Genomic DNA, 20,209 nt, shown 5'->3' on the forward strand with positions numbered 1-20,209 from the left:
TAACACATGCTTCGCTCTGCACAACTGAAGGGCATTCTGCCGGCGATTCCCACGCCGGTGAACGCCGACGACACGATTCACACCGATGCGGCGCGCGCGCTGATGCGGTATCTGCTGGGGCAGGGCATCGACGGCGTGGTGCCGCTCGGCGGCACCGGCGAGTATGGGGCGCTCTCGCGCGCCGAGCGCGTGCGCATGGCCGAACTCACGGCACAGGAAGTGAAGGCGCACGGCCGCGACGTGCCGGTGATCGCGGGCGTGCTCGACCCGGGCTATCACGACGCCATCGAAGCCGGTCGCGACTTCGCGGCAGCGGGTGCCGACGGCCTGCTCGTGCTCACGCCGTACTACACCAACCCGACGCAAGCCGGTATCCGCGACTACTTCCTGCGCTATGCCGACGAGTCGCCGGTGCCCATCCTGATCTACGAGATTCCGTATCGCACGCGCATCGCGATTGCCCCGGAAGTGCTGCACGAGCTGTCGCGCCACGAGAACATCATCGGCATGAAGGCCTGCAACACCGACATGTGGCATTTCCTGCGCACGATCGCGGGCGTCGATGCGTCGTTCGCCGTGCTGAGTGGCGAAGACACGTTGTTCCCGTTGCATGTGGCGGCGGGCGCTCGCGGCGGCATCGTGGTGACCGCATCGCTATTGCCGAGCGCATGGCAGCGCATCTTCATGCTCGCGTCGGAAGGCCGGACGGCCGACGCGCTTGAATTGCACCGCTCGCTGATTCCGCTGATGAACCTGGCGTTTGCCGAGACCAACCCGGGGCCGATGAAGTCGGTGATGGACCTGATCGGCGTCGACGCGCCGGCGATGCTCGCCCCGCTGGTGCCGCCCGCACCGGCGCTGTCGGCCCAATTGCGCGAGGAACTGGCCAAGCAACTGGCGATCTTCGAGGGCCGCTGAGGCCGGACGCGGTCTTGACCTTCCGCTGCTGGCGAGATTCAGCGGCGGAAGGTCGAGATTCGCGACTTCGAGATCGAGGTGGCGGCGACCTGCACGTGCGGCGCGAGTTCGGCCTCAACGCGCTCGCGTGTCCAGCGCGAGGTCGGCACCGAGATGTTGATGGCCGCGACGGCGTATCCATCGTGATCGGTGATGGGGGCGGCGACCGAGATGTCCCCCATCACGGTTTCGCTTTCGACGATGGCATAGCCGCGTCGCGCAGCGGTCTGGATGCGTTCGAGGAGCTTCTTCTCGTCCGTCGTGGTGTACGGCGTCATCGGTTCGAGCGACGTGTTCGCGAGGATTTCCCGCACGCGTGCGTCGGGCAGGCGCGACAGCATGGCGATGCCGGAGGCGGTGAACATCGCCGGCAGACGGGCGCCGACGACGATGCCGATATTCACGAGATGCTGACCGGGAAAGCGCGCGATGTACACGATCTCATGGCCGTCCAGCTCCTGCAGGTTGGTCGTCTCGCCAACGCGGCGGAAGATGTCCAGGAGATACGGCGCGGCTTTCTCGACGAGATCGTTCGCGCGAATGTAGTTGTATGAGAACTGAAGCACCTTGGTGGTCAGACCGTAGGTGCGGGTCTCGGGCACGCGAAACAAGTAGCCGAGCACTTCGAGGGTGTGCACGAGCCGCTGTGTGGCGCTGCGATCGAGCCCTGCCGCCTTGGCGATGTCGCCAAGCGTCATATAGCGCGCCGGGCCGTCGAACGCGTGCAGCACCTGAAACGTCTTTTCGGTGGATCCGACGAAGAGCGACGAGCGGGGCGTCGACGGCGCAGCGTCCGACACGCTGGCGGCTTTGGCTGGCATGGCGACCGGCGCGTCTTCAGTACGGCCGGATGACCGGGCGGGCAAGCGCGGCATGGAATGTACCAATATGTTCGGATTGTAACGATTGTGATTGTAATGCAATTGTTTGTGTGCAAGTGACGAATTGCCGGCCCGTCGTGTTGTGGGACACGGATTGAGACCGCGTGGCGGCTGCCACGGGGGCATATGAGGATAGGGGGAGCAATGCACGCGTTTTCCTGCGTGGAGGATTACCGCCGGGCCGCTCGGCGGCGTCTGGCGAAGCTGGCGTTCGATTACCTGGAGGGTGGGGCGGAAGACGGCGACGCGCTGCGCCGCAACCGTGATGCGTTCGCGCAGTGGGGCTTTGCGCCGCGCGTGATGACCGATACGTCGCAATGTTCGAGCGCGACGACGTTCTGGGGACGTGACGCCGCCGCCCCGATGGCCGTGGGGCCGACCGGCTTGAACGGCCTGTTCTGGCCGAAGGCGGATGAGCGGCTCGCCCGCGCGGCCGCCGATGCCGGCCTGCCGTTCGTGCTGTCGACGGCATCGACGTCGCTGCTGGAAGACGTTCGCGCGGCGGTGCCCGACGGCGAGATGTGGCTCCAGCTTTATGTGCAGCAGGACCGGCGCATTGCCGAAAGCATGATGGGCCGCGCGCGTGAGGCGGGTTTCCGCACACTGCTGTTGACGGTCGACACGCCAGTGCATGGCAAGCGTGATCACGACACGCGCAACGGCTTCAAACTGCCGTTGCGCATGACGCCGCGGCTCATTGCCGACTGCATGCGGCATCCGCACTGGAGCTGGCAGATGCTGGCCCATGGCGCGCCGCAGCTGTGCAATATTGCCAGGAGCGTGGGCGAGCGTGCCGATCTGGCACGTCACGCGGCGGTGCTGAGCCGTCAGATGGATCTGTCGCTCGGTTGGGACGACCTGGCCTGGGTGCGACGCCACTGGCCGGGCGAAGTGCTCGTCAAGGGCATCCAGACTGTGGAGGACGCCCGACTGGCGCAGGCGCACGGCGCGGATGGCATCGTCGTGTCCAATCACGGCGGGCGGCAATTGGGCAGCACGCTCGCGCCGCTCGAAGCGCTGCCGCCGATCGTCGAGGCGGTGAGCGCTCGCGGGTCCGCGATGGCAGTGTTTGTCGATGGCGGCGTGCGGCGCGGCGCCGACGTGGCCAAGGCCGTTGCGCTGGGCGCCAAGGGGGTGTTGCTCGGCCGCGCGCCGCTGTATGGCGTGGCGGCGCACGGCGGCGAGGGCGTGGCCGGGGTGCTCGCGCTGCTGCTGGGCGAGTTGCACACGACGATGCAACTGTTGGGCTGTGCAAGCGTGCGCGACCTCACGTCGCAGCGGCTGGTCCGGCTGCCGTCAATCCAGGCGAATCAGGCAAACCCGCTATAATGTTTCGCGCCCGATTGCCGTCGGGCGGCGTGGCATCCGGCAGGCTGGCGGGCGCGAACGCCGTGCGGCGGCGTGCCCTTTTTCATACACAGGAATGCCATCATGAGCTTCAACCACGTGCCTGCCGGCAAGGACATCCCCAACGATTTCAACGTCATCATCGAGATCCCGGCGCAAAGCGACCCGGTGAAGTACGAGGCGGACAAGGAACTGGGCCTGCTGGTCGTCGACCGCTTCATCGGTACGGGCATGCGTTACCCGGCCAACTACGGTTTCATTCCGCAAACGCTGTCCGGTGACGGTGACCCTGTCGACGCGCTGGTCGTCACGCCGTTCCCACTGCTGGCTGGCTCGATCGTGCGCTGCCGCGCCCTGGGCCTGCTCAACATGACCGATGAGTCGGGCGTGGACGCCAAGCTGGTGGTCGTGCCGGTCGACAAGATCTGCCCGATGACGGCGCACATGAAGTCGATCGACGACGTGCCGGGTTACCTGAAGGACCAGATCAAGCACTTCTTCGAGAACTACAAGGCGCTCGAGAAGGGCAAGTGGGTCAAGATCGAGGGATGGGAAGGCGTTGAAGCTGCCCACAAGGAAATCGTCGACGGCGTGGCCAACGCCAAGAAGTAAGCGATTTTCGCCTGCGGCGTCGCTCGTCAACGCTATAGAAGCCCGGCCGTGTGCCGGGCTTTTTTTGTTTCATGGTGCTGATCAGCACCGACTTTGGCTTATCCAAGTTGAGGCCCGCCACGGCGAGTTTTCGCAGGAGCCGCCGCTCTCGACGCACAAAGTGTCGTATTGGAGATGCGCTCATTGAGCTGCGCCAACTTTCATCAGAAGCGGTTGTTTCAGCAAATGCTGAAATTAATGATCTTGGCGAAAAATCTTGACAATTTCACTGAAAATGTTAATTTCAACAAATGCTGAAACTATGATATTTGATGAAAGACATAGAGAATCAAGCTGCGCAGGCGCTTCGTTTGCTGTTGACGCAAGTCCCTGCGATCAAGCTTTTGGCGATTGAGCACGAAGCGTCTGGCCCTGACCAGGGAGTGGACATCGTGGCACATATCGACTTGTCAGGCAGACGCCATACACTGGTCTGCGAAGTGAAGTCCACGGGGCAGCCGCGCCATGTCCGGATGGCATTGCTTCAACTGCGCGACTACATGGCGCATCATGCGCAAGATGCCATGCCCGTCTTCATCGCCCCTTATCTGTCCCCGGACGCTCAAGCGCTATGTCGAGAGCAGGGTGTGGGCTTTGTCGACCTCGAAGGCAATGCTCGCCTGATCTTTGACAGTGTCTTTATCGAACGCCAAGTTGCGAGCAAACCCGTCGCCGATCGACGTGAACTCAGGTCGTTGTTCAAGCCGAAATCCGCGCAGGTGTTGCGTGTGATGCTTCGCAATCCCCGTCAGGCGTGGCGCGTCACGGATCTTGCGCTGGCCGCAGCCGTCAGTCTTGGCCATGTCAGCAACGTTCGTGTTGCCTTGCTTGATCGGGAGTGGGCGCAAGTGTCCGAAGCCGGTCTGTTTTTGTCCGAACCCGACGCATTGCTGGATGCATGGCGCGACGCCTACAAGCCGCCAGTTGGGACGCGTCTGACTTTCTATACAACCCTGCACGGCAGCGCGTTTGAGGAAGCTGCGCGGCGCACACTGCGCTCGGAAGGCGAGGCCGGCCAGATAGCATTTTCATCCTTCTCCGCGTCGCATTGGCTTGCACCGTACGGTCGGACAGGAACACAGACTTTTTATGCTGACGCGGCAGGTCTTGAGCGACTGCAATCAGGCTTGAATCTGTCGACAGTTTCCAAAGGCGAAAACGTTGTGGTAACCGTCCTCAAGGATTCTGGCTTGTTGCGCGACACGGAGGAGCCGGCACCTGGGGCAATCTGCACAAGCCCAGTCCAAACCTATCTCGATCTTGCCAACTCGGGCGAACGCGGGCGAGAAGCTGCAGATCATCTACGAAGAGAAAGGCTGACATGGCCGACATGATTTCAAGCGAGCCACAGTCGGCCGCCGATTACGACGACCGTACGACAACTGCCGTTAAAACGGTGCTGGTCGAAATCGGCCAGATTCTCGGGAGCTTCAAAGGCAAATTCGCTATCGTTGGCGGCGCCGTACCGTGGCTGCTGCTGGGCAACGAGGATATGCCACACGTCGGCACGCTCGACGTGGACCTTGGCCTCGATGCAGAGGCTTTGGGTGATGGCGAATATGCGACGCTGATCGAAGCACTTCAGGGACATGGGTATCACCAGCGCCGGGCGCTTCGCCGCTTTCAGCTCGTTCGCCAAGTCGCCACCGACGATGGCGGCGCGCCGATCGACATCATCGTGGATTTCCTGATGTCCCGCGACGCCGAGATCGTCAAGAACGTGCCGCCGTTGATCAGTGACTTTGCCGTGCAACGAGCGGACGGTGCCGATCTGGCCCTTCGCTTCTACCAACGGGTTGCGATCAGCGGTCCGATGCCCGCTGGCGGCATGAATCGCGTCGAAATCGCAGTTTGTTCGATCCCGGCCCTTTTGGCGATGAAGGGGCATGCGATTGAGGGGCGCTATAAGCAGAAGGATGCGTACGATATCTACTACTGCATCCGGAACTATCCCGGAGGTCCAGAGGTGCTCGCCGAGGAATGCCGGCCACTGCTCGATCACGCTAGCGGTGCTGTGGGCTACAGTTTCATTGCTGGCAAGTTCGATACCGTTGACGGTTTTGGGCCGACATGTGTGCGACGTTTCGTCGAGGAAACGGACGTGCTTGGGGACCGTAGTCCTGAGCAATGGCAACAGGACGCCTTCGGGCAGGTCGACGCTTGGCTGCGGGCGCTTGGATTAAGGGGCTGAGTGCTTAGACTTTCAGCACGATGCCTGCCGCCCAGGAATGCTTGATAGCAGCCATTTTTTTATTGCTAGGTCTGAAAGCCTCGCCAAGTTCGGCGACAATGGCGGCCAGTTGGGGGAGTTCAATGCCGACGGCCGAAACGTCGGCTGGCAGGTTCGCAGACGAGGTGAGCGGTGAGCAGCGACGTAGTCATCCGTGTAGTGGAGTCGATTGAAGACGTGCCGGCCGACGCGTGGAATTCGCTCGCGCGCGGCAACCCGTTCGTGCAGCACGCGTTCCTGCATGCGATGCATACGAGCGGATGCGCGTCGAAGCGCACCGGCTGGCAGCCGGCCTATCTGCTCATGCAAGCCGGCGATAGCCTCGTGGGTGCCATGCCGCTCTACGTCAAATCGCATTCGCGCGGCGAGTACGTGTTCGATCACGCGTGGGCCGAGGCGTTTGCGCGTCATGGGCTGAACTACTACCCGAAGCTGCTTTGCGCGGTGCCGTTCTCGCCCGTGACGGGGCCGCGTCTGTTGGCGCGCACCCACGCCGACCGGGTCGCACTCGCACGCGGCGCGATCGCGTTCGCGAAGCAGCTCGAGTTGTCGTCGATTCATGTGCTGTTCGCGCATGACGACGATCTGGCGGCACTCACCGAGGCGGGCTATGCGCTGCGCGAAGGCGTGCAGTTTCATTGGGAGAACCCGGGCGTCGCCTCGTTCGACGAGTTTCTCGCGCAGATGAATCAGGAAAAGCGCAAGAAGCTCAAACAGGATCGCCGGCGCGTGCGCGATGCCGGGGTAACGTACCGGTGGCTGCGCGGTGCCGACATCGACGAAGCCGCGCTCGATTTCTTTTATCAGTGCTACGACAACACGTATCGCGAACACTGGAATGCGCCGTATCTGACCCGCGCCTTTTTTGATCAGTGGCATTCGGCGATGCCCGACACGCTGTTGCTCGTCATGGCGGAGCGCGACGGCGAGCCTTTGGCATGCGCGCTCAATGTAGTGAGTGGCGACACGATGTATGGACGCTACTGGGGCACGACCGAATTCGTGTCCGGCATGCACTTCGAGACGTGCTATGCGCAGGGCATCGAGTATTGCATCGCGCATGAGCTGCGCAGCTTCGAGGGCGGCGCGCAGGGCGTCCACAAGATGTCGCGCGGTCTGCTGCCCACGCCTACCTGGTCGGCCCACTGGATTGCCGATGCGCGCTTCGCCGACGCCATTGCCGAGTTTCTCGATGCGGAGACCTCGGCGATGGACGAGCATATCGGCGAGCTGGAGGCCCACACGCCGTTCAAACGCCCGGCGTCCTGACGCCGCGGCGCCCTGCGCCGTCGCCCGGCATGGCGGCGTCGCGCGTAATATACTGGCGATTCTCACGTCCGCCGCTCGCGCCGGGCGGGCGACGGCCCATGGTGCCTTCGTCTGCCATCGTATCGGCACAGGGACGATGCCTCGTAGCCGCCGACATGACCAACCGATTTCTCAATCTCTACAATCACGATTTCGCGCGTGTGGCCGTCGGAGTGCCGCAATGCCGTGTCGCCGATCCTGCCTACAACGCCGCGCAGACCATTGCCCTCGCGAAGCAGGCCGATGTCGCGGGCGCCGTGCTCGTCGCCTTCCCTGAACTCGGCATTCCCGCCTATAGCTGCGAAGACCTGTTCCAGCAACGTGCATTGCTCGACGCCTGCAACGTGGCGCTGGCCGACATCGTGGCGGCGAGCCGCGAACTGAGCGCCGCACTGATCGTTGGTATGCCGGTGCGCGTGCAGCAACGCCTGTTCAACTGCGCAGTGGTCGTCGCGCGCGGACGCGTGCATGGCGTGGTTCCCAAGACCTACCTGCCGAACTACAGCGAGTTCTACGAAGCGCGTCAGTTCAACGCGGCCGATGACGCGGGCGTCGACACGGTGACGCTGCTTGGCGACGAGGTGCCGTTCGGTGCGCTCGTCTTCGAGGCGGCCGACCAGCCGTTGCTGCGCTTTCACTGCGAGATTTGCGAGGACGTCTGGGTGCCCGTGCCGCCGTCGTCGTTCGCGGCGCTGGCGGGCGCGACGGTACTCGTGAACCTGTCGGCATCTAACGTGGTCGTCGGCAAGTCGGCCTATCGCCACCAACTGGTCGGGCAACAGTCGGCGCGATGCCTCGCCGCTTATCTGTATACGTCGGCCGGGCAGGGCGAATCGACGACCGATCTCGCGTGGGATGGACAGGCGCTCATCTATGAGAACGGCGACCTGCTGGCCGAGTCGGCGCGCTTCGCCAGCGACTCGCATCTGATTTATGCGGACGTCGATCTGGAGCGGCTCGCGCGCGAGCGCATGCATCAGACAACGTTCGGCGTGTCGGTGCGCCGCCATGCCGACGAGGTAGCGCGCTTTCGCACCATCAAGGTCGATGTCGCGATGCCGCGCAACGCCGAGCTGCCGCTCGCGCGCGCCATCGAACGTTTCCCGTACGTGCCGTCCGACCCGCGTCGTCGCGACGAGCGCTGCCACGAGGTCTACAACATTCAGGTGCAGGCGCTGATGCAGCGTCTGGCCTCGTCGAAGATTCAGAAGGTCGTGATCGGGGTGTCCGGTGGCCTGGATTCGACGCATGCGCTGCTCGTGTGCGCGAAGGTCATGGATCGGCTCGGGCTGCCACGCACGAACATCCTTGCCTACACCATGCCCGGTTTCGCCACGAGCGAGCGAACGCTGCGACAGGCGCGCGAGCTGATGGCGGCGGTAGGCTGCACGGCGCGTGAGATCGACATCCGCCCGAGTTGCATGCAGATGCTGGCAGACCTCGACCATCCGTTTTCGCGGGGGGACGAAGTCTACGACATCACGTTCGAGAACGTGCAGGCCGGTGAACGTACCAATCATCTGTTCCGGCTCGCGAATCACCTGGGTGCGATCGTGATCGGCACCGGCGATCTGAGCGAACTGGCGCTGGGGTGGTGCACGTACGGCGTCGGCGACCATATGTCGCACTACAACGTGAACGCCAGCGTGCCCAAGACGCTCATCATGCACCTCGTGCGATGGGTGGCGGAAACCGGGCAGTTGGGCGGCGCGGCGTCGGCCAAGCCCGCGAGCAAGACAGGCAAGGACGCCGAATTGCGTCGCAACGTGCTCATCGATATCCTGGAGACGGAAATCAGCCCGGAACTCGTACCGGGCAAGGCCAGCGGCGCGCCGGAGCAGCGCACCGAGCATTTCATCGGGCCTTACGCGTTGCAGGACTTCAACCTCTACTACACGCTGCGTTTCGGCTACGCACCGCGCAAGGTGGCGTTTCTCTCGTGGAGCGCGTGGCACGACGCGTCGACGGGACGCTGGCCGGACGAAGGACACGTTGCGCATCACGCGTACGATCTGGTGGCGATCAAGCGTAACCTGCGCATTTTTCTGGACCGGTTCTTCCGCACCAGTCAGTTCAAGCGGTCGTGCATTCCGAACGCGCCAAAGGTCGGCACGGGCGGGTCGCTCTCACCGCGCGGCGACTGGCGGGCACCGAGCGATTCGGAGTCGGTGGTGTGGCTCGCCGACCTGGACACCGTGCCCGATGACCCGCATGCCTGAGCGTATTGTGATCGGCGCACCTTGCGCGGACCGGTACAATAGCCCGGCGAATTCTCAGAACAATCCAACCAAGATATCGAGGCGACAATGAAACGCGTAACTGCCATCATCAAACCCTTCAAGCTCGACGAAGTCCGCGAAGCGCTGGCCGAAGTCGGCGTGACCGGCCTGACCGTCACGGAAGTGAAGGGCTTCGGCCGTCAAAAGGGTCACACGGAACTGTATCGCGGCGCCGAATACGTGGTCGACTTCCTGCCGAAGATCAAGATCGAAGTGGTGGTCGGCTCGGCACAGGCCGATCAGGTCATCGACGCGGTATTGAGCGCGGCGCGCACCGGTAAGATCGGTGACGGCAAGATCTTTGTGACCGACGTCGAGCGCGTGATCCGCATTCGTACGGGCGAAGAGGGCGAGCAAGCGGTCTGACGCCGGCTCGGGCGTCGTCGCGAGGTTGCGGCGGCGAGCGGGGCGAGACGCAAAGGGCTGGACGGAGGAGGGCGACGACTGCGCAGGCGGCGTCGCCCTTTGGCGTTGATGACGCGTAAGTTGAGACGATGGCGTTTGCGGCATTTGCCGCGTCTGCGACGGTGATGGCGCGTGCGACGTGGTGTGTTCGGCGCGCACCGCGGCGCGAGGACTAGCCGCGCGGTGCTCGCGTCTGCGCGCCCTGCAGAAGAACGACCAACGCGCCACTGCCGCCGTCGCGTCCTTGGGCTTGCGCCCAGGCCAGCACTTGGTCCTTTTGCGCCAGCCAGCCTCGCACCTTGTCCTTGAGCACGGGTTCGCGGTTCACGGAGCCGAGTCCCTTGCCGTGGATTACGCGCACGCAGCGCAGGCCGCGCTTCACGGCGTCGTTCAGGAAGGCGGACAGCGCCTCGCGGGCTTCGTCGCGACGCATGCCATGCAGGTCGATCTGCGCCTGCACCACCCATTCGCCGCGCTGCAGCTTTAGCAGGGCGTCGTGACTGATGCCGGGGCGGCGATAGGACAGGCGATCGTCGGTGTCGAGCAGGGCTTCGGGGTCGAACTCGTCCGACAGCGATTCGTGCAGGACGGCCGCTTCGTCTTCCTGTGTCTGACGGGCCACCGGCTCGGGCGGCTGGCGCGGATGCTCCACGCGATCGGTCGCGCCCTTGCGAGCGATCGGGGCGATGTCGCCCACGCTGTCGCGGAACACGTTGGCATCGCGCTTGGCTTGCGCAGCGCGTTTGGCTGCGGCCAGGCGTTCAGCTTCGCGCGCGGCCGAATCCTTGGCGATCGCATCGCGCAGGCCGGCGAGATCGCCGAGGCCGAGTCTGGGAGGCTTCTTGCTCATGGTCGTGCGAACAAGGTCGGTGGGAGATCAAACGACAACGGCGCCCCCAGCGTATGAAATTTCACGTGGCGAGGGCGCCGTCGCAGGTCATTCAGCAGTTACTGGTCGAGGTTTTCGAGGTAACGTTGGGCGTCGAGCGCGGCCATACAGCCCGTGCCGGCGCTGGTAATGGCTTGACGGTAGACGTGATCCTGCACGTCGCCTGCCGCGAACACGCCCGGCACGCTGGTGGCCGTGGCGTTGCCGTTCAGGCCGCTGTGCGTGACGATGTAGCCGTTCTTCATCTCGAGCTGCCCTTCGAAGATGTCGGTGTTCGGCTTGTGGCCGATGGCGATGAACACGCCATGCAGCGCGATGGCTTCGCTGGCGCCGGTCTTCACGTTCTTGATGCGAATGCCGGTCACGCCCGAGTCGTCGCCGGTGACTTCGTCGAGCACAGTGTCGTACTTGAGTTCGACTGCGCCTTGCTTGGCCTTTTCCAGCAGGCGGTCGATCAGGATCGGCTCGGCGCGGAACTTGTCGCGACGATGGATCACGGTGACCTTGCTGGCGATGTTGGACAGGTACAGCGCTTCTTCGACCGCCGTGTTGCCGCCGCCGACCACGCAGACTTCCTTGCCCTTGTAGAAAAAGCCGTCGCACGTGGCGCAGGCGGACACGCCGCGGCCCGAGAAAGCGTCTTCCGACGGCAGGCCGAGATATTGTGCCGAGGCACCCGTGGCGATGATCAGGGCATCGGCGGTGTATTCGCCGGAATCGCCGATCAGACGCAGCGGACGCTCATTCAGATGCACCGTGTGAATGTGATCGAAGATCATCTCGGTGTTGAAGTGCTCGGCGTGGGCCTGCATGCGGGCCATCAGCTCGGGGCCTTGCACGCCGGTCGGGTCGCCGGGCCAGTTCTCGACGTCCGTCGTGGTCATCAACTGGCCGCCCTGGGCGATGCCTGTGATCAGCACGGGCTTGAGGTTGGCGCGCGCGGCATAGACGGCGGCGCTGTAACCGGCGGGGCCGGAACCGAGAATCAGGACTTTGGCGTGCTTGGCAACGGACATGAACGAGAACTCACCGGAAAGGGATGGGGGCTGGCGCCCGATCCGATCCTGCACCGCGATGGCGCGGCGCGGGGATTGGCGCAAACCGCCATTATAAGGGGCCGACGTCGTTTCGTTGATCGACTCTTGCAATCGACGCGATAGCCCGCGCGCCACCAGGGCGGGCAAGTGCTCGGTCGCGGCCGTCTGCCGAAGGCCGCCGGGAGGCCCGGCGTTACGGCTTGTCACGTATTCGTGCGTTAAGTGGGGGAATAGTTGTTTACAATGGAGCCTTGCCGCGCGGCAGGCCGCCCGTCTGCCCACCCAACCGCATGGCTTGATGACGACGAAATCTTCCTACTCTGCTGGTGCCGGATCGTCGTTACCCAACCGGGTGACGCACCTCTTCCATGAAATTCGCTGGATGGCGCAGGTCGCGCTGATGGTGTTCCTGTTGATGGCGTTGCTGTCCTACAGCCGTCTGGATCCCAGCTGGACGCATGCGGCGCACGTGGAGCGCATCGCCAATTGGGCGGGGCGCGTGGGGGCCTGGGTGGCCGACATGCTGCTGCTCATGCTGGGCCTTTCCGCGTATTGGCTGGTGGTGTTCATCGCCCGGCGCGTGATTTCCGGCTATCGCCGGATCTCGGCCAAGCGCGAAGCGCCCCCGCTGCGCGAACGGCTGGCCAGTGGCGGATGGGTCGAGATCCTCTCGTCCCTGATGCTGTTGCTCTCCAGTGCCGGCATCGAATCGCTGCGCCTATATCGCCTCAAAGCCCAATTGCCGCGCGCCTCGGGGGGCGTGATCGGCGAGACCGTCGGGGGCTTCTTCCAGCACGCGCTCGGCTTCACCGGCGGCACGCTGGCATTGCTGCTCATCTTCGTTTTCGGCCTGTCGCTGCTGTTCCATTTCTCGTGGCTGAGCGTTGCCGAGCAGTTCGGCGCATTGATTCTCGATACCGGCACCGTGATCCGCCGGCGCCGCGAGGCGCGTCAGGACCGTCGGCTGGGCGAGGAGGCCGCGATCGCACGCGAAGGGGCCATCGTGCAGAACCGCGTGCGTGCGGAAGTGCATGAGCCGGTGCAGATCGTGCCGCCGGTCAAGGTCGTCGCGAAGAGCGAGCGTGTCGAGAAGGAAAAGCAGGCGCCGCTCTTTGCCGATCTGCCCGACTCCATCCTGCCGCCGCTGGCGTTGCTCGATGCGGCCCCGGCCGCGCAGGAGACCGTCTCCGCGGAGACGCTTGAATTCACGTCGCGCCTCATCGAAAAGAAGCTCAAGGATTTCGGTGTCGATGTGAGCGTTGTGGCCGCGTATCCGGGGCCGGTCATCACACGCTACGAAATCGAACCGGCCACCGGCGTGAAGGGCAGCCAGATCGTCAACCTGGCGAAGGATTTGGCGCGTTCGCTTTCGCTTGTATCCATTCGCGTGGTCGAAACCATTCCCGGCAAGAACTTCATGGGGCTGGAACTGCCGAATCCGCGTCGTCAGACGGTGCGCTTGACGGAGATTCTCGGCTCCGAGATCTACAACGACTCGGCATCGCTGCTCACGCTCGCACTGGGCAAGGACATCAGCGGCAAGCCGGTGGTGGCCGATCTGGCGAAGATGCCGCACTTGCTGGTGGCCGGTACTACGGGCTCGGGCAAGTCGGTGGGGATCAACGCGATGATCCTGTCGCTGCTCTACAAGGCGACCGCCGAGCAGGTGCGGCTCATCCTGATCGATCCGAAGATGCTCGAAATGAGCATGTACGAAGGCATCCAGCATCTGCTGTGTCCGGTGGTCACCGACATGCGTCAGGCGGGCCATGCGCTGAATTGGGTCGTGGCCGAAATGGAGCGTCGCTACAAGCTCATGAGCAAGCTCGGGGTGCGCAACCTCGCCGGTTACAACAACAAGATCGACGACGCCGCCAAGCGCGAAGAGCACATCCCGAACCCGTTCTCGCTCACGCCCGACGCGCCGGAGCCGCTGCAGCGCCTGCCGTATATCGTCGTGGTGATCGACGAGTTGGCCGACCTGATGATGGTCGTCGGCAAGAAGGTCGAAGAGCTGATCGCGCGCATCGCGCAGAAGGCGCGTGCGGCGGGTATCCACCTGATTCTGGCGACGCAGCGTCCGTCGGTCGATGTCATTACGGGGCTGATCAAGGCGAACGTGCCGACGCGCGTGGCGTTCCAGGTGTCGTCGAAGATCGATTCGCGCACCATTCTCGACCAGCAGGGGGCCGAGACGTTGCTGGGGATGGGCGACATGCTTTACATGCCGCCGGGCACGGGATTGCCGTTGCGGGTGCACGGGGCGTTCGTGGCCGATGACGAAGTGCATCGCGTGGTCGAGCGCCTGCGGGAGCAGGGCGAGGCGAACTACGTCGAGGGCATTCTGGACGGCGTTGTCGACGGTGAAGACGGCGGCATCGACGGTGCCGGTGGCGCGGGCGGCGGAACCGGCGAGGGCGGTGGCGAGTCCGACCCGCTGTACGATCAGGCCGTGGCCGTGGTGCTCAAGCAGCGCCGTGCGTCGATTTCGTTGGTACAGCGGCATCTGCGCATCGGCTACAACCGGGCGGCGCGACTGCTTGAACAGATGGAACAGTCCGGCGTTGTGTCGGCGATGGCGAGCAACGGTAACCGGGATATTCTGGTGCCGAATCGCGAAGGAGAGTAAGGAATATGTTGGGATTCAAGCGCGGCTTGCCGCTTATCGCGGGTGCTGTGGGTGTGACGCTGGCGGCGCTGGTCGCCCCCGCCTATGCCAGCGGCACGGCGCAGCTCAAGGCGTTTGTCGCGCAAGTGAAGTCGGCGCGTGGCGAGTTTGAGCAGAAGCAGGTCAAGGGCCAGCAGGACGGAGCCTTGAAGGTGTCGAACGCAGCCTCGGGAACCTTCGAGTTTGCGCGCCCGGGCCGCTTCATCTGGCGCTACGTCAAGCCTTACGACCAACTGCTGCAGGCCGACGGCGAGACGCTCTACATCTACGACAAGGATCTGAACCAGGTGACCGAGCGCAAGCTGGGCGCTTCGTTGGGCGCGAGCCCGGCCGCGATCCTGTTCGGCAGCAACGACATCGAGAAGAATTTCACCCTCAAGGACGCCGGCGTGAAGAACGGCATCGACTGGGTGGAACTGAAGCCGAAGGCGAAAGACACGCAGTTCCAGCGCGTGGGTATCGGGTTTCGCGACGGCAACCTGGCGGCAATGGAGCTCTATGACGCCTTCGGCAACGTCACGTTGTTGACGTTCGACAAGATCCAGAAGAATCCGCCGATGTCGGCGGACAACTTCAAGTTCACGATGCCCAAGGGGGCCGATCTGATCAAGGGTTGAACGCGCTTCGTCCGCATCAGTCCATGTTGTGCCTGTCCTCGGTGGCGTGACTTGCCGGCGGGGCGGTGTCCGGGCTGGCATAATGGGGACATCTGACGATCCGAAAGCGGCCGGGGACTCCCCGGCCGCGCTGCTTGAGAACATGTCCAACGACGCCCCTCTGTCGGCTTCGGTGCCTTTGGCCGAGCGCCTGCGCCCCCGTACCATCGACGACGTGATTGGCCAGCGCCATTTGCTGGGCAAGGGGAAACCTTTGCGCGTGGCGTTCGAAGCGGGGCGTCCGCACTCGATGATTCTGTGGGGCCCGCCGGGCGTGGGCAAGACCACGCTGGCGCGCCTGATGGCGGATGCGTTCAAGGCGTACTTCATCGCGCTGTCAGCGGTGCTCTCGGGCGTCAAGGATATTCGCGACGCCGTCGAGGCCGCGCAGATCCAGCGCGGACAGGGCAAGCAAACCGTCGTGTTCGTCGACGAGGTGCATCGCTTCAACAAGGCGCAGCAGGACGCGTTCCTGCCGCACGTCGAATCGGGGCTCTTCATTTTCGTGGGGGCGACGACAGAGAATCCGTCGTTCGAAGTGAATGGCGCGTTGCTCTCGCGCGCGGCGGTGTACGTGCTCAAGAGCCTGAATGACGACGAACTCGGCGAGATGATTGTGCGCGCGGCGCATGAACTGGGCGACATCGGGTTCACCGACGAAGCGCGCCAGGGCCTGATCGATTCGGCGGACGGCGACGGGCGCAAGCTGCTCAACAACGTTGAGATCGTCGCGCAGGCGGCGGCGATGCAGAACCTCAAGACGATTGACGAAGCGTTGCTCGCCAGCGTGCTCGCCGAGAATCTGCGGCGCTTCGACAAAGGCGGCGATGCGTTCTACGACCAGATCAGCGCGTTGCACAAGTCGGTGCGAGGCAGCTCGCCGGACGGTGCGCTTTACTGGTTTTGCCGCATGCTCGATGGCGGCGCCGATCCGCGCTATCTCGCGCGCCGGATTGTGCGCATGGCGTGGGAGGACATCGGTCTGGCCGATCCGCGCGCGGCGCGCATCGCGCTCGATGCGGCGGAGACTTACGAGCGCCTCGGCACGCCCGAAGGCGAACTCGCCCTCGCGCAGGCCATCTTGTATCTTGCGGCGGCGCCGAAGTCGAACGCGGGCTATAACGCATACAACCAGGCGCGGGCATTCGTCGGCAAGGACAAGTCGCGGGCGGTGCCGATCCATCTGCGCAATGCGCCCACGAAGTTGATGAAGGAACTCGGCTACGGCCACGAGTATCGCTATGCGCATGACGAGCCCGATGCCTACGCGGCGGGCGAGACGTATTTCCCCGACGATTTGCGCGCCCAACATTGGTACCGTCCGGTGCCGCGGGGGTTGGAGGGCAAGATTGGGGAGAAGCTCAACTGGCTGAAGTCGCTCGATGCCGAGTGGCGGCGCGCGAACACCAAGGGGCGTCAAGCCGACGCCGCGGCCAAGCCATCGGGCGCGGGGGCGACGGCTTCCGGCAAGCCCGCGCCGGTCGAGCCTTCCGACGATGAATCGGCCTGACGCGGCTGCAGTTGCCGTCGCAAACGCGCCAAATGGCGAAATCGCCGTGAGCGTTTGGTAAAATCCCTGGCTTGATGCTGCCTCCGGTGCCTTGATGGGCAAGCGGGCAGCCAGAACGAATTTTTTGGCCCACGACGATGGGCCGCTAACGACAGACACCCCACCATGCTCGACATTCAACTACTTCGCAAGGATCTCGACGGCGTTGCGGCGCGACTCAAGGCGCGCGGCTATACGCTGGACGTGGCGACGTTTGCTGCGCTCGAGGCGGAGCGCAAGCAGATTCAGACGCAAACCGAGGAGCTGCAGGCCCGCCGCAATGCGCTCTCGAAGCAGGTCGGCATGAAGAAGGGCAAGGGCGAGGACGCCTCGGCCGAAATCGCTGAAGTCGGCGGCATTGCGGACACGCTCAAGGCGTCGTCGGTGCGTCTGGAGGAGATTCAGACGCGTCTGTCGGACGTGTTGCTGGGGGTGCCGAACTTGCCGCACGAGAGCGTGCCGCTGGGCTCCGACGAGACGCAGAACGTGGAAGTGCGCCGTTGGGGCACGCCGCGCGCGTTCGACTTCACGCCGCGCGACCACGTCGATCTGGGCGCTGCGCTGGGTCTGGACTTCGATGCGGCGGCGAAGCTCGCAGGTGCGCGCTTTTCGGTGATGAAGGGCGGCATTGCCCGTCTGCATCGTGCGTTGGCGCAGTTCATGCTCGACACGCACACGAGCGAGCATGGCTATACGGAAACGTACGTGCCTTACATCGTGAATGCGGCGTCGATGCGTGGCACGGGGCAGCTTCCGAAGTTCGAGGACGACCTGTTCAAGGTGCCGCGCAAGGTGGGCGGTGAGGATGGCGAGCGGATCGAGAACTTCTATTTGATTCCGACGGCGGAAGTGTCGCTGACGAACCTTGTGCGCGACGAATTGCTGGCGGGCGATGCGTTGCCGCTGCGCATGGTGGCGCATACGCCGTGTTTCCGCTCGGAAGCGGGCAGCTATGGCAAGGACACGCGCGGCATGATTCGTCAGCACCAGTTCGACAAGGTCGAGTTGGTGCATGTGGTGCGTCCGGAGGAGTCGTATGACGCGCTGGAGAGCCTGGTGGGGCATGCGGAAGCGATTCTGAAGAAGCTCGAACTGCCGTTCCGCACGATTGTGCTGTGTACGGGCGACATGGGCTTCGGCAGCGCGAAGACGTACGACATGGAAGTCTGGATTCCGGCGCAGAACACGTACCGTGAGATCTCGTCGTGTTCGAACATGGAGAGCTTCCAGGCACGCCGGATGCAGGCACGTTTTCGCAATGCGCAGGGCAAGCCGGAGCTGGTGCATACGCTCAACGGTTCGGGGTTGGCCGTGGGACGCGCACTGGTCGCGGTGCTGGAGAACTATCAGAACGCCGACGGTTCGGTAACCGTGCCCGATGTGCTGCGTCCGTATATGGGCGGCATCGAGCGCCTTGCGCCGGCCGCGTAAAAAATTTTGGAAAGGGGGTTGGCGGCTGACGAAATTCGGCTATAATCTCTTTCTCGCTGCTTGAGGCCACTTAGGCAGCGAACCAAAGCAGAAAGAACGCTTGGAGAGGTGGCAGAGTGGTCGAATGCGCCGGACTCGAAATCCGGTGTACGGTTATACCGTACCGTGGGTTCGAATCCCACCCTCTCCGCCAAGCACACAATGAAGCCCTTGAATTTTCAAGGGCTTTTTTGTTTTGTGCGTCAGCGACTTACAAAATGACTATCAAGGCGCCGACGGCGTTATTGACCTGACGGATATTTTCGTACCACGGGTGTCTAGAGAATCGCGGCCCCGTGATCTGCTCGGCTATTTCGGGGACAGAACATTAGAGAATGCGCTCCGCATTGAGAACTTGCGCGGGGTCAAGCGTCGCCTTCAGTTTCGCCATCAACTCTCGTTCGATGCCGCTTCGACTAATGTGGAGAAAAGGTTTCTTTATGCGACCGATTCCGTGCTCCGCAGAAATGCTGCCGCTCACCTCCTCGACAAGCCGGTACACGATCTCATCCGCCTGCAACTGATCAGATTCGCTCACATGCGGGCCAGTCACGATATGCAGGTTGCCGTCGCCCAGATGACCGAAGAATAGATGGGAAGCTGCGGGAAAGGCCGTCTCTAATAGATTGCGTACACGCTCCACGTACTCACCCGTCACCCGTAGAGGAATACCGACATCGAAGGACACGAATGGAGAGAGCGACTTGAGCAACTCTGCGATTCCGTCACGGATCTCCCACAATGCGTTGGACTGTGCCTGACTCTGTGCCACGATGACATCGGAAACAACGCTTTCCTCGATCATTGCACCAAAGAACCCCTCGAAGAGTTCCTGCATCTGAGGTGCCGTGCTACCTTCCGCCTCGACGAGCACGTAGACGTTGTGATCATCCGCGAACGGCATCGAGCGCCCAAGCGCCCGCGTTGAAGCGCGGAGAAAGTCGTCCCACATGACCTCGAAGGACGACAGCCCCGGCAAGCGTCCTCGCGCAGCCTTCAAAAGCGCCGTGACCTGCGCAAATGACGATAGCGCACATAAGGCGCTGCGCCGTACCTCCGGCTTAGGGAAGAGGCGCAGAACCGCTCTAGTGACAATGCCAAATGTGCCTTCGGTGCCAATGAACAAGTGCTTCAGATCCGGCCCCGTATTGTTCTTGAGCACACGAGTCATCATCGACACAACCCTGCCGTCAGCCAACACAGCCTCGACGCCGAGAACGAGGTCGCGCATCGGGCCGTAGCGGAGCACACGATTGCCCCCCGCATTGGTCGCGATGTTGCCGCCGATCTGGCAGCTTCCCCTCGCGCCAATATCGAGCGGGAAGTACCAGTTCTGCGCCTCCACTGTCTCCGCGAGACGCGAGAGGACAACGCCAGCCTGAACCGTAACCGTACCGCCGATGGCGTCGAACTCCTCGATCTGATCCAAGCGCTCCATGGAGATGACGATATCCCCCTCGTCGGGCACGGCGCCCCCGGCTAGACCAGTAAGCCCGCCCTGAATTGTGATGCGCTGCAAGTCGCCACTGTAGTGTTGCACGATACGCGCGACATCCTGACTGCTGCGCGGCCGGTACACGATTGCAGGGCGGCCGCCGCGCAGACCACTCCAGTCGGTGCAGTACCTTTCAATCTCGGCGACATCGCTCAGCGTTCCCGGCAAATCGACCGGCGCAACACTTCCTGACTGATTTTCCAATTTGTTCAAAATTTCCTCCTAAGTCTTGGCAGGGCTAGCCACGCCCCCAAGTCCAAACCGCCGCCCATGTCGGCTGCGTTGGGTCGCGTTCAAACGGGCTTATGGGCTCAAAGCAGGATAGAAGCCGCGGTTCCCGTGGGTGGAGCGACGGCGAAAAGCAAGACGGGGCCGGGAACTGAAAAG

16 protein-coding genes and 1 tRNA gene are annotated in these 20,209 nt (G+C 63.3%); 13 read left to right on the forward strand and 4 right to left on the reverse strand.

The features are described 5' to 3' along the window. Positions 1-6: 6 nt before the first annotated feature. Positions 7-918, forward strand: a complete 912-nt coding sequence (locus PCE31106_RS18730) for a dihydrodipicolinate synthase family protein (protein WP_150564318.1) — start codon at positions 7-9, stop codon at positions 916-918. Positions 919-956: 38 nt separating this feature from the next. On the opposite strand, the gene PCE31106_RS18735 is transcribed toward PCE31106_RS18730, so the two are convergent. Next, complete coding sequence (locus PCE31106_RS18735) at positions 957-1,778, reverse strand: IclR family transcriptional regulator (protein WP_150564319.1); 822 nt, start codon at positions 1,776-1,778, stop codon at positions 957-959. Between the two features lie 204 nt (positions 1,779-1,982). Here PCE31106_RS18735 and PCE31106_RS18740 point away from each other — a divergent pair, with 204 nt between their 5' ends. The 7 genes from PCE31106_RS18740 to PCE31106_RS18770 all read left to right on the forward strand — a co-directional run bounded on the left by PCE31106_RS18740 (position 1,983) and on the right by PCE31106_RS18770 (position 10,019). Next, positions 1,983-3,167 (forward strand): alpha-hydroxy acid oxidase, encoded by a 1,185-nt coding sequence (locus tag PCE31106_RS18740; protein WP_150564320.1) that lies wholly within the window; start codon positions 1,983-1,985, stop codon positions 3,165-3,167. A 102-nt stretch (positions 3,168-3,269) separates the two neighbouring features. After that, positions 3,270-3,797: an inorganic diphosphatase gene (ppa, locus tag PCE31106_RS18745; protein ID WP_150564321.1), complete on the forward strand. Its 528-nt coding sequence runs from the start codon at positions 3,270-3,272 to the stop codon at positions 3,795-3,797. A 311-nt stretch (positions 3,798-4,108) separates the two neighbouring features. After that, positions 4,109-5,170: a type IV toxin-antitoxin system AbiEi family antitoxin gene (locus PCE31106_RS18750; RefSeq protein ID WP_150564322.1), complete on the forward strand. Its 1,062-nt coding sequence runs from the start codon at positions 4,109-4,111 to the stop codon at positions 5,168-5,170. Continuing rightward, positions 5,158-6,027 carry a hypothetical protein gene (locus tag PCE31106_RS18755; protein WP_150564323.1) on the forward strand — a complete coding sequence of 290 codons (870 nt, stop codon included), beginning with the start codon at positions 5,158-5,160 and terminating at the stop codon, positions 6,025-6,027. Before PCE31106_RS18750 ends, PCE31106_RS18755 begins: the two co-directional genes overlap by 13 nt. Before the next feature lie 171 nt (positions 6,028-6,198). Then, positions 6,199-7,335: a GNAT family N-acetyltransferase gene (locus PCE31106_RS18760; RefSeq protein ID WP_150564324.1), complete on the forward strand. Its 1,137-nt coding sequence runs from the start codon at positions 6,199-6,201 to the stop codon at positions 7,333-7,335. Positions 7,336-7,490: 155 nt separating this feature from the next. Continuing rightward, positions 7,491-9,593, forward strand: coding sequence for an NAD(+) synthase (locus PCE31106_RS18765; protein WP_150564325.1), 2,103 nt, complete (start codon positions 7,491-7,493; stop codon positions 9,591-9,593). 87 nt (positions 9,594-9,680) lie between these two features. Further along, entirely contained in the window at positions 9,681-10,019 is a 339-nt protein-coding gene (locus PCE31106_RS18770) for a P-II family nitrogen regulator (protein WP_150552012.1), read from the forward strand. A gap of 211 nt (positions 10,020-10,230) precedes the next feature. Here PCE31106_RS18770 and PCE31106_RS18775 read toward each other — a convergent pair whose 3' ends face one another. Next, positions 10,231-10,908: a Smr/MutS family protein gene (locus tag PCE31106_RS18775; RefSeq protein WP_017235377.1), complete on the reverse strand. Its 678-nt coding sequence runs from the start codon at positions 10,906-10,908 to the stop codon at positions 10,231-10,233. Between the two features lie 98 nt (positions 10,909-11,006). Further along, a complete protein-coding gene (gene trxB / locus PCE31106_RS18780) occupies positions 11,007-11,963 on the reverse strand; it encodes a thioredoxin-disulfide reductase (RefSeq protein ID WP_026132246.1) in 957 nt (318 codons plus the stop codon). Positions 11,964-12,282: 319 nt separating this feature from the next. On the opposite strand from trxB, the gene PCE31106_RS18785 reads away from it, so the two are divergent. From PCE31106_RS18785 to PCE31106_RS18805, 5 genes are all read left to right on the forward strand, one after another. Further along, positions 12,283-14,613: a DNA translocase FtsK gene (locus PCE31106_RS18785; protein WP_150564326.1), complete on the forward strand. Its 2,331-nt coding sequence runs from the start codon at positions 12,283-12,285 to the stop codon at positions 14,611-14,613. A gap of 5 nt (positions 14,614-14,618) precedes the next feature. Beyond that, entirely contained in the window at positions 14,619-15,269 is a 651-nt protein-coding gene (lolA, locus tag PCE31106_RS18790) for an outer membrane lipoprotein chaperone LolA (protein ID WP_150564327.1), read from the forward strand. 142 nt (positions 15,270-15,411) lie between these two features. Further along, positions 15,412-16,818, forward strand: coding sequence for a replication-associated recombination protein A (locus tag PCE31106_RS18795; RefSeq protein WP_150564328.1), 1,407 nt, complete (start codon positions 15,412-15,414; stop codon positions 16,816-16,818). A gap of 165 nt (positions 16,819-16,983) precedes the next feature. After that, a complete protein-coding gene (serS, locus tag PCE31106_RS18800; RefSeq protein ID WP_150564329.1) occupies positions 16,984-18,288 on the forward strand; it encodes a serine--tRNA ligase in 1,305 nt (434 codons plus the stop codon). 102 nt (positions 18,289-18,390) lie between these two features. Further along, positions 18,391-18,481, forward strand: a tRNA-Ser gene (locus tag PCE31106_RS18805). Positions 18,482-18,655: 174 nt separating this feature from the next. Here PCE31106_RS18805 and PCE31106_RS18810 read toward each other — a convergent pair. Next, the gene (locus PCE31106_RS18810) at positions 18,656-20,035 is read right to left on the reverse strand and encodes an FAD-binding oxidoreductase (RefSeq protein WP_254441179.1); all 1,380 of its coding nucleotides are present in this window, start codon (positions 20,033-20,035) and stop codon (positions 18,656-18,658) included. Positions 20,036-20,209 lie beyond the last annotated feature (174 nt).

This window comes from Pandoraea cepalis, assembly GCF_902459665.1.
GTDB lineage: Bacteria > Pseudomonadota > Gammaproteobacteria > Burkholderiales > Burkholderiaceae > Pandoraea > Pandoraea cepalis.

What these genes read in the sequence shown, in the direction of transcription:
- trxB (WP_026132246.1), bottom strand. Translation starts at nt 11,963, where the DNA reads ATGTCCGTTGCCAAGCACGCCAAAGTCCTGATTCTCGGTTCCGGCCCC.
- PCE31106_RS18750 (WP_150564322.1), top strand. Translation starts at nt 4,109, where the DNA reads ATGAAAGACATAGAGAATCAAGCTGCGCAGGCGCTTCGTTTGCTGTTG.
- PCE31106_RS18770 (WP_150552012.1), top strand. Translation starts at nt 9,681, where the DNA reads ATGAAACGCGTAACTGCCATCATCAAACCCTTCAAGCTCGACGAAGTC.
- PCE31106_RS18775 (WP_017235377.1), bottom strand. Translation starts at nt 10,908, where the DNA reads ATGAGCAAGAAGCCTCCCAGACTCGGCCTCGGCGATCTCGCCGGCCTG.
- ppa (WP_150564321.1), top strand. Translation starts at nt 3,270, where the DNA reads ATGAGCTTCAACCACGTGCCTGCCGGCAAGGACATCCCCAACGATTTC.
- PCE31106_RS18795 (WP_150564328.1), top strand. Translation starts at nt 15,412, where the DNA reads ATGTCCAACGACGCCCCTCTGTCGGCTTCGGTGCCTTTGGCCGAGCGC.
- PCE31106_RS18740 (WP_150564320.1), top strand. Translation starts at nt 1,983, where the DNA reads ATGCACGCGTTTTCCTGCGTGGAGGATTACCGCCGGGCCGCTCGGCGG.
- PCE31106_RS18755 (WP_150564323.1), top strand. Translation starts at nt 5,158, where the DNA reads ATGGCCGACATGATTTCAAGCGAGCCACAGTCGGCCGCCGATTACGAC.
- PCE31106_RS18765 (WP_150564325.1), top strand. Translation starts at nt 7,491, where the DNA reads ATGACCAACCGATTTCTCAATCTCTACAATCACGATTTCGCGCGTGTG.
- PCE31106_RS18735 (WP_150564319.1), bottom strand. Translation starts at nt 1,778, where the DNA reads ATGCCAGCCAAAGCCGCCAGCGTGTCGGACGCTGCGCCGTCGACGCCC.
- PCE31106_RS18730 (WP_150564318.1), top strand. Translation starts at nt 7, where the DNA reads ATGCTTCGCTCTGCACAACTGAAGGGCATTCTGCCGGCGATTCCCACG.
- lolA (WP_150564327.1), top strand. Translation starts at nt 14,619, where the DNA reads ATGTTGGGATTCAAGCGCGGCTTGCCGCTTATCGCGGGTGCTGTGGGT.
- serS (WP_150564329.1), top strand. Translation starts at nt 16,984, where the DNA reads ATGCTCGACATTCAACTACTTCGCAAGGATCTCGACGGCGTTGCGGCG.
- PCE31106_RS18785 (WP_150564326.1), top strand. Translation starts at nt 12,283, where the DNA reads ATGACGACGAAATCTTCCTACTCTGCTGGTGCCGGATCGTCGTTACCC.